General features: G+C 60.6%; 11 protein-coding genes. 4 read left to right on the top strand and 7 right to left on the bottom strand.

Features of this window, described 5'->3' with window-relative positions:
• Positions 1-40 precede the first annotated feature (40 nt).
• The 7 genes from hpt to B5477_RS08305 form a co-directional block, all read right to left on the bottom strand.
• Positions 41-580 (bottom strand): hypoxanthine phosphoribosyltransferase, encoded by a 540-nt coding sequence (gene hpt / locus B5477_RS08335; RefSeq protein WP_079699248.1) that lies wholly within the window; start codon positions 578-580, stop codon positions 41-43.
• Entirely contained in the window at positions 528-1,991 is a 1,464-nt protein-coding gene (gene tilS / locus B5477_RS08330; RefSeq protein ID WP_079699247.1) for a tRNA lysidine(34) synthetase TilS, read from the bottom strand. The genes hpt and tilS overlap by 53 nt, the downstream gene beginning before the upstream one ends.
• Positions 1,981-3,339 (bottom strand): replicative DNA helicase, encoded by a 1,359-nt coding sequence (dnaB, locus tag B5477_RS08325; RefSeq protein ID WP_242942157.1) that lies wholly within the window; start codon positions 3,337-3,339, stop codon positions 1,981-1,983. Before dnaB ends, tilS begins: the two co-directional genes overlap by 11 nt.
• A 30-nt stretch (positions 3,340-3,369) precedes the next feature.
• Positions 3,370-3,816: a 50S ribosomal protein L9 gene (gene rplI / locus B5477_RS08320; protein WP_079699246.1), complete on the bottom strand. Its 447-nt coding sequence runs from the start codon at positions 3,814-3,816 to the stop codon at positions 3,370-3,372.
• 28 nt (positions 3,817-3,844) lie between these two features.
• The gene (locus B5477_RS08315) at positions 3,845-5,812 is read right to left on the bottom strand and encodes a DHH family phosphoesterase (RefSeq protein ID WP_159448981.1); all 1,968 of its coding nucleotides are present in this window, start codon (positions 5,810-5,812) and stop codon (positions 3,845-3,847) included.
• A gap of 185 nt (positions 5,813-5,997) precedes the next feature.
• The gene (locus B5477_RS08310) at positions 5,998-8,037 is read right to left on the bottom strand and encodes an RNase J family beta-CASP ribonuclease (RefSeq protein WP_079699244.1); all 2,040 of its coding nucleotides are present in this window, start codon (positions 8,035-8,037) and stop codon (positions 5,998-6,000) included.
• Between the two features lie 262 nt (positions 8,038-8,299).
• Positions 8,300-10,600: a sugar phosphate nucleotidyltransferase gene (locus B5477_RS08305; RefSeq protein ID WP_079699243.1), complete on the bottom strand. Its 2,301-nt coding sequence runs from the start codon at positions 10,598-10,600 to the stop codon at positions 8,300-8,302.
• 215 nt (positions 10,601-10,815) lie between these two features.
• Between B5477_RS08305 and rnhA the strand changes: the two genes are divergently transcribed.
• The 4 genes from rnhA (at position 10,816) to mnmA (ending at position 14,103) form a co-directional block, all read left to right on the top strand.
• A complete protein-coding gene (gene rnhA / locus B5477_RS08300) occupies positions 10,816-11,259 on the top strand; it encodes a ribonuclease HI (protein ID WP_079699242.1) in 444 nt (147 codons plus the stop codon).
• Positions 11,260-11,412: 153 nt separating this feature from the next.
• Positions 11,413-12,597 carry a cysteine desulfurase NifS gene (nifS, locus tag B5477_RS08295; RefSeq protein WP_079699241.1) on the top strand — a complete coding sequence of 395 codons (1,185 nt, stop codon included), beginning with the start codon at positions 11,413-11,415 and terminating at the stop codon, positions 12,595-12,597.
• Positions 12,598-12,635: 38 nt separating this feature from the next.
• Complete coding sequence (gene nifU / locus B5477_RS08290; protein WP_079699240.1) at positions 12,636-13,064, top strand: Fe-S cluster assembly scaffold protein NifU; 429 nt, start codon at positions 12,636-12,638, stop codon at positions 13,062-13,064.
• Positions 13,054-14,103: a tRNA 2-thiouridine(34) synthase MnmA gene (mnmA, locus tag B5477_RS08285; protein ID WP_079699239.1), complete on the top strand. Its 1,050-nt coding sequence runs from the start codon at positions 13,054-13,056 to the stop codon at positions 14,101-14,103. Before nifU ends, mnmA begins: the two co-directional genes overlap by 11 nt.
• The last annotated feature ends 260 nt before the right edge of the window (positions 14,104-14,363 follow it).

The raw sequence follows: 14,363 nt of genomic DNA, 5'->3' as shown, positions 1-14,363 counted from the left end.
CTCCTGTCCTGCTAATTCTGAAAATGAGACGAATGCTTTGTCAATGACTATAAACTTCGGGCTTAAGCACCCCCACGAAGGGTAGGTTGCGGTACTTTTCGGCGTAGTCCAGCCCATAGCCGACCACGAACTCGTCCGGCACCACAAAGCCCGAATAATCCGGCTTGATATTCACTTCGCGCCGCTCGGGCTTGTCGAGCAGCGTCGCAATCTTGATGCTCTTCGGATTGCGCTGGTTGAGAATATCGATCAGGTAATCGAGGGTCTTGCCGCTGTCGAGAATGTCCTCGACAATCAGGATGTCATACCCGTCGAGCGGGAGGTCCAAATCCTTGACTATTTTAACCACGCCACTGGTTTTTACCCCCGAGCCGTAGCTCGAAACGGCCATGAAATCGACCCGCGCATGGATGGTGATGGCCCGCATGAGGTCAGCCATAAAAATGACCGAGCCTTTGAGCACGCTGACCATCAGGAGGTTTTTGTCCGCGTAGTCCCTGGAAATCTGCGCACCGAGCTGCGCAATCTTATTTTTCAGCTCCTGCTCGGTGATCAGTACCTTTAAAATATCTTCCCTCATCGCATTCCCCGCCTTTTTTCTCTATCGTTCCTGCGCCCTCGCAGGGGGTGATCACAACCTGCAAAACCCGGCCGGTCAGTCCGGTTACGGCCCCCCGGCGGTTCACTCCGAAGCCCTCGACCCACAGCACGCCCTCTTCGTCGGCCAAAACCAGGCGCCGGCCGCGCTCAGGCGGCGGGACATGGTATTCGTTAAAGAGCTTCTTGAGCGTTTTGGTCCAACCCCGGCCGGGATGGGAAAAACGGTCCCCGGCCCTGCGCGTCCTCAAAACTGCATTGACTTTTATTCTATCATAATCAATGCAGTTTTTTAAGAGGCTTTTGTCATTATTTTCAATATTTTTAAATTGTTCATAATCGTAACATAAAAAGCGGTAGGTTTTCCCCTGAAATACTATTACTTTTTCTGCCTCAAAAGGTTGGCAAAAGGATTCCTCTTCCTTAGCGGGCCGACCCTCCCTGAAAAAAAGCAGCCCCCGCTCCAGGCAAAGATACAGGCCACGGCGCAGCTGCAGCACCGCTCTCTCTACCCCGAACGCCGCGAGGACCCGCTCCACCAGCGCCCGGTCCACCTGTACGCCCTGCCCGCGCAGCAGCGCGCTGACGGCCAGCCTTTGCAGCGCGATATGCTCGCTTGAAAGGGAGGCGACGTCGTATCCCTCTCCCCGCTCCGCTCTTTGCAGCGCCAGCGCCGCCTGTCCCTCGAGGTAATCCCGCTGCTCGCGCAGCACCTCGCTCATCGAGCCGACGGCCCGCTGCGCCCCGGGATTGACCCTTAGCAGTCCGGGTACCAGATGGTGGCGGATAAAATTGCGGGTGTAGTCGTCGGTTTCGTTGGTCGAGTCGGTCACATAGGACAGCCCCCGGCGTGCGCAGTAATCCTCGACCTCTTCGCGGGTGACCGCGATCAGAGGACGCACAACCGCGCCCCGCACCGGCGGAATCCCGCAGAGTCCCCCAAGCGCGCTCCCCCGCGCAAGGTTCAGGATCACCGTCTCCACGCTGTCCGAAAGGGTGTGCGCGGTCGCGACCTTCGCACCGAACTCTTTGGACAGCGCCTCAAAATGCCGGTAACGGCACTCCCGCGCCACTTCCTCCTGCGAGCGGCCGCAAGCGGCCGCCAGAGCGGGGATATCCTCTGTAAAGCAATATAGCTTAACAGTATATTTTTGACACAATTCCTCACAGAAGGCCTGGTCCCGGTCCGCTTCCTGCCCGCGGATTCCATGATTGATATGGCAGGCATGGACCACGAGTCCCCACTCCTGGCGCAAGGAGCAGAGAAAATCGAGCAGGGCGACAGAATCCGCGCCGCCCGACAATCCGAGCACCACGTTGTCGCCCCGTTTTAACATATCATAGGATTTTATCGTCTTAAATGCCTTGCGGCAAAGGGTCAGGTCATGGTTCATTGCGAAAACGCTCCAGGGTCGTGAATCGGGTGAACTGCCCCTCCCAGCCGAGTTGGACGGTATCCGTCTCGCCGTGGCGGTTCTTGGCCACGATACACTCGGCCACGTTCTGCTCCGTGCTGTCCCGGTCATAGTAGGCGTCGCGGTAGAGGAACATCACAATATCCGCGTCCTGCTCGATCGACCCGGATTCGCGCAGGTCGGAAAGCATGGGCCTGTGATCCGAACGGGAGTCCGGTCCGCGGGAGAGCTGGGACAGGGTGATGATCGGCACATTGAGCTCCTTGGCCATGATCTTGAGCGAGCGGGTGATCTCCGAAACCTCCTGCACGCGGTTGTCGATCCGCCGCCCCGAGGACATCAGCTGCAAATAGTCGATGACCACCAGCCCGAGGTCCCGCACCCGGCGCAGCTTGGCCTTCATCTCGGCCACCGTGATGCCCGGCGTATCGTCGATATAGATCGGCGAGGAGGAGAGCATCTGCGCCGAGAGGGCCAGCCGCTCCCAGTCCGAGGAGGAGAGCGAGCCGGTGCGCAGCAGCTGCGACTGGATGCTCGCCTCGCTCGAGAGGACGCGCATCACCAGCTGCTCGCGGCTCATTTCCAGCGAGAAGATGGCCACCGGCTTCTTGGCGCGCGCCGCCACGTTGGTGGCGATGTTCAGCGCAAAGGCGGTCTTGCCCATCGCCGGGCGGGCCGCCAGCAGGATCAGGTCGGACTTGTTGAGCCCGGTGGTGATCGCGTCCAGCTGGGAATAGCCGCTGGGGGTGCCGGTATATTCGTCCTTCTCGTCCCCCGACAGCCGCTGCAGCTGGTCGTAGGTCGCCAGGATGACCTCCTCGATCGGCACCAATCCCGAGGCCTCGCGCCCCTGGCGGATGCTGAAAATCTTATGCTCGGCGTTGTCCAGCAGGGTCTTGGCATCCACCTGCGGGTCGCGGGCCATCCCGATGACGTCCTTGGCGGCGTACATCAGGCTGCGCACATAGTATTTTTCCTGCACAATCACCGCGTAGCTCTCCACGTTCGAGATGGAGGGCACGATCTGCACGAGCTGGGTGAGATAGACCTTGGCATCCTCCTCCGAGGCGAACACGCTCTGGGCGCGCGCCTTCTCCAGCACCGTGATGAAGTCGATGTTCTCCCCCACCGTGAACATCTGCAGCATGATGGAGAAGAGCTCCCTGTGCTGCGGGCGGTAGAAGCATTCGGGCGAGGTGATGTACTGCAGCACGGTGGAGATGCAGCTCGGTTCGATGAGCATGGCGCCCAGCACCGACTGCTCCGCCTCCGCCGAATAGGGAAGCTCGGAGGAGATCAGATCACTATCGAATACCGCTGTTTCCAATTGCTTTCACCGTCCTGCCCGTTTTTTTGATTATTCCTCGCTGACCACCACATAGACCTTCGCGCTGATCCCGGGGTGGAGCTTGATTTCGGCGGTAAAGGTGCCGAAGCCCTTGATCTCGCTTTCCAGCGAAATTTTCTTCTTGTCCACCTTCTCGCCGTAGACCTTTTCGATCTCGGCGGCGATCTCCTTGGCGGTGATCGAGCCGAAGAGCTTGCCGCCCGCGCCCGCCTTGGCGGTGAGCTTGACGGTCTTTTCATTCAGCTTCTTGGCCGTCGCCTCGGCCGCGTCGTGCAGCTCCTGCTGGTGGTGCTCCTGCGCGAGCTTGGCGTTTTTAATATCGTTGAGCGCCTGGGCGCTTGCTTCCACCGCGAGGCCCTTCTTGATCAGGAAATTCCTGGCGTAGCCGTCCGCCACGTTTACAACGTCGCCCTTCTTGCCCGAGCCGTGCACATCCGCTTTGAGTACTACCTTCATTGGAGTCATCCTTTCTCGTGTTTTGAACTTATTTCTGATTGAGGTTGTCAAAATAATCGTCGATCGCCGCGAGCAGCCTCTGGTGGGCGTCCTCGATGTCCACCTCCGGCAGCTGGCAGGCCGCCATGTTGAGATGCCCGCCCCCGCCGAGGGCCTCCATCACCACCTGGACGTTGAGCGCCCCCATCGAGCGGGCGGAAATCTCCACGGTGGAGCCATTTTCAAAAATAACGAACGAGGCGTCCACGTCGCTGATCGACAGCAGTTCGTCCGCCGCCTGCGGGGCGACCAGCTTGATGTCCTCCACGAAACCGACCGACATGGCGATCGCGCAGCGGCGGTAGACGGTCGCCGAGGAGACCAGCCGCGCCTTGCGCTGATAGTCCTCCATCGGGGAGGAAAAGAGCTTGCGCACCTCCACCGTGTCCGCGCCCAGGCGCTTGAGATAGGCCGCCGCCTCGAAGGTGCGCACCCCGGCCTTCATCACGAAGTTCTTGGTGTCCAGCATGATCCCCGACAGGAGCGCCTCCGCCTCGCTGCGCCCGAGCTTCTTGTTCATATCGAAGTACTGTACCAGCTCGGTCACCATCTCGGAGGCCGAGGAGGCGTAGGGCTCGTGATAGAAGATCACCGCGTTGTCGATGTAGTCCACCATCTTGCGGTGATGGTCGATCACCACCACCGACTTGCACTTGCGGTAGAGCTCGCCCGACTCGAGAAAATGCTTGCTGTGCACGTCCACCACGATGAGCAGGGTCTCCTTGGTGACCTTCTCGAGCAGCTCGTCGGGGTCGCGGAACAGCTCGCCCAGCCCGTCGGCCGTAAGTTTTGCGACCAGCGGCTTTGCGAGGTTGCGCTCCTGGTTGATCGCCACGCACGCCTGCTTGCCCAGCAGCTGGACGGCCCGGCACATCCCGACCGCCGAACCGACGCAGTCCAGGTCGGCGAAGCGGTGGCCCATCACGATCACGTCGCTGCTGCTCTGGATCAGCTCAGCCAGGGCGTTGGCGACGATCCGGGTCTTGACCTTGGTACGCTTCTCGATCCCCTTGGAGACGCCGCCGTAAAACTCATAGCCGTTCTGGGTCTTGATGGCGGCTTGGTCGCCCCCGCGCCCGAGGGACATATCCAATGCCTGCTGGGCCATGTTTTCCCCGTCCTCGAGCGAGCCGGCATGCAGCCCGGCGCCGATCGAAAGGGTGGCGGGCACACGGTCGGCAATCTCGATCTTGCGCACCTCGTCGAGCAGGGAGAAGCGCGAGGAGATGATCTCCTGCATATAGTTCTCCTCCACCACCGCGAGGAATTTATCCCGCTCGATCCGGCAGAGCACCGCGTGGTACTGCTTCATATAATCCTCGATCGCGTACTCGATCGCCGGGAGCACCTGCGAGCGGTCATGCTCGCGGGCGTTCTGCAAAATTTCCTCATAGTTGTCGATCATGATCAGCATGATGGTGGCGCGCTTTTGCAAGTAGCGCTCCTTATAAAACTTCAAGTCGGTGTCGTCCACCAGATAGAGGACGTTGACCGCCGTCTCGCCGTGCTCGGCGCGGGCGATGAAGCCGCTGTATTTCTTGTCCTTATAGGTCAGCGGGATGTCCGCCTGGGTCTCTCCGTGGAAGCTCATCCCGCCGAAGACCTCGGAGATATTCCTGCCATAGACCTCGGCATCGGTGAAAATCGTCTTCTGGCAGAGCTTGTTGCACCAAAGGATCTCGCCGTTGTCCAGCGTGACGATGACCGGCATGGGAAAATTGATCAGCGCCTCGGACTGGGCGGTGGAAAGGATGCTGCTCACATTCAGAGAAAAGGAGCGCAGCCGGTAGTTGATATAGATGGAATAGCCGATCGTGAATACCACGCAGGCCACGAGCAGCGCGCCCCCGGTGACGAGCAGCGTCCGGCTGGCGAAGGCGCCCATAGCGAAGAAGACGATCAGCGCCGCCAGAAGGATCAGAATCAGAGGCCGAAACAGTCTGGAATAAGTTTTCATTTTTGCCCCCCTTTGCAAGCCGTATATCCGGCGCATAAGACAAAACACATATGTCCAATCATATAGTAGAGTATACCATATTTCCGCCCCCGAGAACAGCCCCAATTTCTACAGTTTTTCTTCCCGGCAAAGAAAAGCCCGCCGCCGGGAGATACGCCCGGCGGCGGGCTTGCCATTTCCTGTTTTTATATCTCCTGGATGATCGGCAGGATCATCGGGCTGCGCTTGGTTCTGTTGAAGAGGAAGCGGCTCAGGTCGTCGCGCACCATCTGCTTGATGTTCCCCCACTCGCGCACCCCGCCCGAGGTGCAGCTCTCCAGCGTCTTCTTGACCACCTTGTTGGCCTCGTTCATCAGGTCCTCGGCCTCCCGCACATAGACGAACCCGCGCGAGACGATATCCGGGCCGGCCACCACCGTGCCGGTGGCCGAATCGATGGTGGTCACCACCACGATGAGTCCGTCCTGGGCCAGATGCTTGCGGTCCCGCAGCACGATGCTCCCAACGTCCCCGACGCCCAGCCCGTCCACCATCACCGCGCCCGCGGGCACGGTGCCGACAATTTTAAAGTCCACCCCGTCGGTCTCCACGATCTTTCCGATGTCCGAAATGATGATGTTCTTGCGGTCCATCCCCATGTCCACCGCCAGGTCGGCGTGCTTGGAGAGGTGCTTATACTCGCCGTGCACCGGCATGAAAAAGCGCGGCCGGGTCAGGGAGTGGATCAGCCTCAGCTCATCCTGGCAGGCGTGCCCCGAGACGTGCACCTCGTACATCTTTTCATAGATCACCTTGGCGCCGAGCTTCATCAGCTCGTTGACCACCCGCCCCACCAGCTTTTCATTGCCGGGGATGGGGTTGGCCGAAATGATGATAAAGTCGTTCGGGGTGACGGTCACCTGCCGGTGATCCCCCATCGCCATGCGGGTCAGAGCGCTCATCGGCTCGCCCTGCGAGCCGGTGGTCACGATGACCAGCTGGCCGTCCGCATAGCTGCGGATGTTCTCGATCTCCACGAGCAGCCCCTTCGGCACGGTGAGGTATCCGAGCTCGATGGCCTTGGTCACAACGTTTACCATGCTGCGCCCCGAGACCGCCACCTTCTTGCCGTACTTCTGCGCCGCGTCCATGATCTGCTGGACCCGGTGCACGTTGGAGGCGAAGGTCGCAATGATGATCCTGTGGTTGGCCGCCTGCTGGAACAGGGTGTCGAACGAATTGCCGACGCTGCGCTCGCTCTTGGTGCTGCCCGGGCGCTCGGCGTTGGTAGACTCGCCCAGCAGCAACAGGACGCCCTTGTTCCCGAGCTCGCCGAAGCGGGGCAGGTCGATGATGTCGTTTTCGATCGGCGTATAATCCACCTTGAAGTCCCCGGTGTGGATGAGCACCCCCGCCGGGGTGTGCACCGCCAGCGCGCAGGCGTCGGGGATCGAATGGTTGACGTGGATGAACTCCACCGACATGCAGCCCATCTTGACCGTCTGCCGGGGCTTGACCACGTTGAGCTGCACCTTGCCGACCAAGTTGTGCTCCTTGAGCTTGCCCTCGACCAGGCCCAGCGTCAGGCGGGTGCCGTAGACCGGCACCTTGAACTGCGCCAGGAAATAGGGCAGCGCGCCGATGTGATCCTCATGCCCGTGGGTGAGCACCACCCCGCGCAGCTTGTCGATGTTGCGCTCGATGTAAGTAAAATCAGGAATGACGATGTCCACGCCCAGCATGTCGTCGTCCGGGAAGGCGAGCCCGCAATCGATGAGGAACATGTCGTTTGCGCACTCGATCACCGTCATGTTCTTGCCGATTTCATTAAGCCCGCCCAGCGAAATGATTCTCACCGGGGTCTTGCGCACCAGGTTTTGCTGCTGCTTTTGCGGCTTCTGGGCGCGGCGCTGCTTGAGCGCAAGCTCCTGCGCGGCGACCGGGCTGGGCTGCTTCTGGCGTCCCCGGGACTGCTTCGGCTGTTGGTTCTTTTGCGAAGCCTTCTGCGTATGCTCAGTTTTCTGAGCCTGCGCGGTCTTCTGCGCCGCTTCCTGCGGCTTCTTCTTCCCGGCCTGGGGCTGGGATTTATTGCCGTTCTGCTTTTGCGCAGTGCCGGAGGGACGCTTTTGCGCGGCGGGCGCCTTTTGTTTTATACCATTTGTATTCTCGGCCGGGCGCGCAGCGCGGCCCTGCCCGCCCTTTGCCGCCGGGGCGCGCGCGGATTGATTCTTTTCATTTTCTGCCACTCGATGATTCCTCCCATGTTTTTTCACGCCAATAACCGGACCCGCCCCGTCCGTATACCGGATGGAGTGAGCGCAAAGCGTGAATCACTGTTTTCTTTTCTGCCGTTTCATGCTGTCAGTCCGCAGGATTGTGGAAGATTGTAGTCGTATGATGGTCTACAGACTGTATTATTTCCGCACCGGGAAATGGAGCTCTATTATATATTCTGAACCGAATAGTATAATCAGGAAAATACTACTAATTTATTATTGTATCTCTGTTTCATTTTTCTGTCAACCCTTGTGTCTCCTGCAGGCGGCGCAGGCGCTCGAGGATGTCCTCGCAAAGCTCCCGGCTCGCTTCGGCGCTGACACTCTGGGCGAAGACCCGGATGCGGTCTCCCCGCTTGCTCGGGCGTACCAGCGCCGTCCCCAACGGATGCGCCACCCGGATCCCCTCGGCGGCCTCTCCCCCGCATTCCTTCAAAAAGCTGCCCATCAACCGCGCGGGGGAATATTCTGTCTGCAGCTCCGAGCGCACCGTCTCGAAGGGGGGCAGCTGCCGGACGAGCTCGATGAGCGTGCGGCCGCTGCGCTTGCAGCAGCCAAGCAGCCGCACCGCCATCATCAGCGCATCCCGCAAATAGGGCTGGGAAGCGGCCAGCGTTCTGGCTTCCCCGTCCGCCTGTCCCACCGGGCAGGCGTAATAGCGGTAAACCTTACAATGATATTCTTTGGCCATTTCCTCTAGGATATACGGCGCATCGGAGGAAACCGCAATATCATGTTGGTCGAGGAATTCGGTGAGGGCCGTCAGCGCGAGCAGATGTTCTTCCCCGAGCTCCCCGGCTTCGCCGTCCTCGATTTTCAGCGACCGTCCGGACGGGTCCACAGTCAGCAGCGGCCCGCTGCCGGTGTCGCAGCCGAGCCTTTCCAGCGTGCCGCGCAAAAGTGTTTCGAGTTGGCGGTTGGCGCTCTTGACCCGGGCGCAGAACCCATGGAGCCCCAGCGGCGCATGGCGCAGCAGTTCGCAGCAGTAGAGGGCCTGTATCCCCTGCATCTCCATCGCCTCGCCGTAGCCCTCGGCCGGGGCGCGCAGGAACTCCCCGCGCGAAAGGAGCGTTTCGAGCTTACGCTCGGTCGAGCGGCAGCAGCCGAGCGCGCCGTCCTCCACCACTTGAACCGTTCCCGGCGCGAGGTAAACCCCGAGCGGGCAGGCTGTGAAGGAAGCCGAAAAGTCAAAGAGGGAGCGCCAGACGCAGCCAAAGTCGAGCACCCGCGACCCGGTGGAGAGGATCCCCGCAGCCAGCGCGCCCTTGAGCGCCGCCATTCCCTTCCCCTCGCAGCAGGCCACGGCGACGGCACCGCGCTTCGCGAGGGTGCCCACGGCGCAGCCCAGGCGCGCCAGCAGTTCGGGGGTCAGCTCGACCCCGATCTCCCCGGTCAGTCCTTCGTCGTCGAAAAAGGTCTCCTTCCCGCTCTGGCCGATGAGGTCGCCCGCCTGGATGACCCCGTCGGCCACCCGCCGGCCGGGCCAGACCCGGCGCCCGGGCAGCAGCCGGGCATCCCGGCCGATCACCCCGTCCGGGCCGACCACGCTGCCCGGGGTGGCATGGCCCCCGGCTTTGATCGCGGCGCCCCGGCAGAGCAGCGCCCCTTCGAGCTTCGCGCGTTCGCCGATCCTGGCGTTCTTTAGCAGGACGCCGCCTTCGACCACGGCCCCGGCACCGATTACGGCGCCCTCCCCAACCACGCAGGGGCCACTGATGACGGCGCCTTCCCCGACGGCGGCGCCCGCGCCGAAATAGATTTCTCCCGCCGCTTCATAACGCCCTTGTGGGCGAATGGAGCGCGGCTTCATGCCCTCCTCCAGGCGCACCCTCCCCAGCAGGATGTCATATTGGCACTGCATATAGCTGTCGGTGTCCCCGATGTCGCACCAGTAGCCATCCGTTTCATAAACAGCCAGCCGCTCTCCCTGCGAGAGGAGCTGACCGAACAGGTCGCAGGCAAAATCGTAGGGCTGTCCCTTCGGGATCATATCCAACGCCCGCTTCCCAAGGATGTATATGCCGGTATTGGCAAGGTCGGTGACCGCCTGGGAATAGGGTGGTTTTTCGACAAACCCCTTGACAAAGCCGTTTTCATCGCTGAGCACCAACCCGTATTCCCGCGGGTCCTCCACCCTTTTCCCAACGATTGTCACAGCCGCGCCGCTCTCGTGATGGCGGTCAATCGCCGCGCCGAGATCGACGTCGCAGAGCGCATCCCCGCTGAGGACCAGCACCTCCTTGTCCGTATCGGCGCAGGCATTCTTGACCCCACCCGCCGTCCCGAGCGGGACCGCTTCGCTGACGAGGACCGCTTGCATGCCTTCAGGAATGTTTTCGCGCAGGTATTCTTCGATCCGGCTTTGCAGGTAGCGCACCGTGACGGCGCAGTCCATGATCCCATGCGCGCGCAGCAGCGCGAGGATATATCCCAGCACCGGCCGCCCGCACAGGGGGACCAGGGGTTTGGGGGTGTCCAGGGTCAGCGGGCGCAGTCGGCTGCCCTCCCCGCCGGCCATGATGATTGCCTTCATAGTATTTGCCTACCATCCTTTTGGTTGATATTGCTAGTATGCCTCTCCAAAGAATGGTTTAAGCGCTGGTGGGCAAATCCAAGGGAAATATGCAGATTCTCCCGATTTGCCGTCAAGACTATTGTTAAAAGAGGGCATTCGATATATAATAGACAATATCTGTTCATATTTATATTCGATTCGTTGACCGGGCCGCACCCGGCAAAGGAGACAGCATGCAAAAGGAAGTCACGCTTTACACCGACGGCGCCTGCTCGGGCAATCCCGGCGCGGGCGGCTGGGGGGCCATATTGGAATATAAGGGCCAGCAAAAGGAGCTGAGCGGCGGCGAGCGCGAGACCACCAACAACCGCATGGAGATGACGGCGGTGATTATGGGGCTGCGCGCGCTCAAGGAGCCCTGCCAGGTGACGCTCATCAGCGACAGCAAATATGTGCTCGACGCCCTCTCGCTGGGCTGGGCCAAACGCTGGAGGACGAACGGCTGGATGCGCAACAAGAAGGACCCCGCCCTCAACCCCGACCTGTGGGAGGAGCTGCTCAATCTCACCGCGCGGCACGAAATGAAATATGTCTGGATCAAGGGCCACGCCGGGCATCCGCAAAACGAGCGGTGCGACGAGCTGGCGGTGCGCGCGGCAAATATGGCAAAACCGTAAATATTTTCACAAACTATTGAAATTAGACCAAATAAGTATATAATAAAGAGGAAAATAAAAGATCACGCTGTCCCGGGGGATTCCCCGGGGCGACGATGGAGGTCATAGGTTTGGAAGCCACAATTCCAAACGCTGAAAGGAATGGTTATCAATATGAGTTCTTCTGAAAAACGATTCATCTACGCGGATAACGCGGCGACCACCCGGATCAGCGCGGATGTGCTCGACGCGATGATGCCCTACCTGACCACCGAATACGGGAACCCGTCGAGCATCTATGCCCTCGGGCGGAATTCCGGCTTTGCCATCGAGGAGGCGCGCGCCAAGGTCGCCAAGGCGATCGGCGCGAAGCCGGGTGAAATTTTCTTCACCTCCTGCGGCTCCGAATCGGACAACTGGGCCATTAAAGGGACGCTGGCGCGCCTCGCCCCCAAGGGCAAGCGCCACGTCGTCACCTCGGTCTTTGAGCACCATGCCCTGCTGCACACCGTCCAAAACTGCGGCTACGACTATACCCTCGTCGAGGTGGACGAACAGGGCCTGATCGACCCGCAGAAGGTCAAAGCGGCCATTCGGGAGGACACCGCGATCGTTTCGATCATGTTCGCCAACAACGAGATCGGCACCATCCAGCCGATCGCCGAGATCGGGAAAATCTGCCATGAGGCGGGGGTCATCTTCCACACCGACGCGGTACAGGCGATCGGCAACGTCGAAATCGACGTAAACGAGATGAACATCGACATGCTCTCCCTCTCGGGGCACAAGATCCACGCCCCCAAGGGCGTGGGTGCGCTCTTTTGCCGGCGGAGCATGATCCCCAAAAACCTGATCGACGGCGGCGGTCAGGAGGGCGCTCACCGCGCCGGCACTGAGAACGTGGCCGGCATTGTGGCCCTCGGGCGGGCGATCGAGCTTGCCACCGCCGACATCCCGAAGAAGGTGGCCAGGGTATCGAAGCTGCGCGACAAGCTGATCGGGAACATCCTGAAAATCGAGCACACCCGCCTCAACGGCGACCCTGTGCAGCGGCTTTGCGGCAATGTGAACATCTCCTTCGAGGGGGTCGAGGGCGAAAGCCTGCTCCTCTCGCTGGACAACGAGGGAATCTGTGCTTCCTCCGGCTCGGCCTGCACCTCCGGCTCGCTCGACCCGAGCCACGTGCTCCTCTCGATCGGGCTCACCCACGAGGTCGCGCACGGCTCGCTGCGCCTGTCCATCTCGGAGGACACCAGCGGGGAGGATATCGATTACATCCTCGAGAAGATCCCGCCGGTTATCAGCCGGCTGCGGGCCATGTCCCCCCTCTGGGAGCGGATCAAGGCGGCGGAAAAATAAAGATACAGTATCACTGAAATAGAAAGGTTTGATATTCCATGTTATATTCTGATAAGGTTCTGGATCACTTCTCCAATCCCCGCAATGTCGGCGAAATCCCCGATGCGGACGGTGTGGGCGAGGTCGGCAACGCCAAGTGCGGCGACATCATGAAAATGTATCTCAAGATTAACGGCGGCATCATCGAGGACGTCAAATTCAAGACCTTCGGCTGCGGCGCGGCGATCGCGACCAGCTCAATGGCGACCGAAATGGTCAAGGGTCACACCATTGAGGATGCGCTCTCGCTGACCAACAAGGCTGTGGTCGAGGCGCTCGACGGGCTGCCCACCTCCAAGATCCACTGCTCGGTCCTCGCTGAGCAGGCCATCAAGGCGGCGCTCAGCGACTATTATAAAAAACAGGGCATCGACCCCGAGCCGATTGTCGGCAACATCGGTGAGTGCGAAGCCTGCCATGACCTCTAAAAGCGGAGAAGGTGTCCTGCTCGCCCTCTCGGGCGGGGTGGATTCCTCGGTATGCGCCCATCTGCTGAAAGAACAAGGACTCCATGTAGAAGCGGTGGTCTGCGAGTTTTCCCCCGCCCACCGCCCGGCCGTCGAGGCGGCGCGGCAGACGGCAAAGCTGCTCGACATCCCGCTGCATGTGATCGAGTGCCACCAGGCGTTCACCCAGCAGGTCATCTCCTATTTTGCAAAGAGCTACCTTGGCGGCGAGACCCCCAATCCCTGCGTGGTCTGCAACCCGCTGGTGAAATTCCGAGCCATCACCGAGAAGGCGGACGAGCTCGGGCTTCGCTACACCGCGACCGGGCACTATGCCGATGTCGTGGAGCAGGATGGACGCTACATGGTCAAGAAGGCAAAATTCCTCCCGCGGGACCAGTCCTACATGCTTTACCGGCTGGACCAACGGCAGCTGCAGCATCTGTTGCTCCCCCTCGCACAGATGAGCAAAGACGAGGTGCGCGCCCTCGCGCGGGAGCTCGCGCTCCCCTGCGCCGACGCGCCGGACAGCCAGGAAATCTGTTTTATCCCAGATGGAGATTATCCCCGGTATATCGAGGAGCACTACGGTCAAAGCGTACAGGGGGACTTCATCTCCCCCGAAGGGACGCCCTGCGGAAAACATAAAGGGATCATCCACTACACCGTCGGCCAGCGCAAGGGCCTTGGAATCGCGCTTGGCCGCCCGGTCTTCATCCGGCAAATCGATCCGCAAACCGGCAACATCTACTTAGCCGAGGCGGGACAGGAATTTTTCTCCCGCCTGGTCCTGCGCGACTGCGTCTGGCAGCCCTTTGACGAGCTGCCAAGGGCAATGGAGCTTGAAGCAAAGATCCGCTCCCAGGCGCGGCCTGCTGCTGCGGCGGTCTCCCCGCTCGGAAACGGGCGCGCCGAGGTGCTTCTGCGCGAACCGCAGCGCGCTCCCGCGCCGGGACAATCCTGCGTGCTCTACCAGGGAGACGTCGTCTGCGGCGGCGGATTCATCGAAACAGCGGAGTAAACGAAACGGCTCCCGTGCCCAAAAGGGCACGGGAGCCGTTTTATAACAAAATAGTGATATTATGAAACCCCTCATAAAAGGCGGGGAAAACCCATCTCGGGGGTTTTCCCTTCGCGCTGCGTGCGATTCCCGCCGCGCTGCGCGCGGTTTCCCCCATTATGGACGCTAAAAGACCTTGGGGCTTTGCCTCCAAACCTCTACACAGAGGGCTATGGCGCCGACGGCGCCTTTGGCCCTTGTGAATCCCATTTTTGGAATAT

It is taken from the genome of Provencibacterium massiliense (assembly GCF_900169495.1).
Lineage (GTDB): Bacteria > Bacillota > Clostridia > Oscillospirales > Ruminococcaceae > Harryflintia > Harryflintia acetispora.
The sequence above is the reverse complement of the archived record's forward strand: the minus strand, read 5'-3'. Positions and strand labels throughout refer to the sequence as shown.

Bases quoted from the DNA above. Each gene is read 5' to 3' on its own strand.
- rnhA (WP_079699242.1), top strand. From the start codon at position 10,816: ATGCAAAAGGAAGTCACGCTTTACACCGACGGCGCCTGCTCGGGCAAT.
- B5477_RS08315 (WP_159448981.1), bottom strand. From the start codon at position 5,812: ATGAAAACTTATTCCAGACTGTTTCGGCCTCTGATTCTGATCCTTCTG.
- tilS (WP_079699247.1), bottom strand. From the start codon at position 1,991: ATGAACCATGACCTGACCCTTTGCCGCAAGGCATTTAAGACGATAAAA.
- nifU (WP_079699240.1), top strand. From the start codon at position 12,636: ATGTTATATTCTGATAAGGTTCTGGATCACTTCTCCAATCCCCGCAAT.
- nifS (WP_079699241.1), top strand. From the start codon at position 11,413: ATGAGTTCTTCTGAAAAACGATTCATCTACGCGGATAACGCGGCGACC.
- hpt (WP_079699248.1), bottom strand. From the start codon at position 580: ATGAGGGAAGATATTTTAAAGGTACTGATCACCGAGCAGGAGCTGAAA.
- rplI (WP_079699246.1), bottom strand. From the start codon at position 3,816: ATGAAGGTAGTACTCAAAGCGGATGTGCACGGCTCGGGCAAGAAGGGC.
- mnmA (WP_079699239.1), top strand. From the start codon at position 13,054: ATGACCTCTAAAAGCGGAGAAGGTGTCCTGCTCGCCCTCTCGGGCGGG.
- B5477_RS08305 (WP_079699243.1), bottom strand. From the start codon at position 10,600: ATGAAGGCAATCATCATGGCCGGCGGGGAGGGCAGCCGACTGCGCCCG.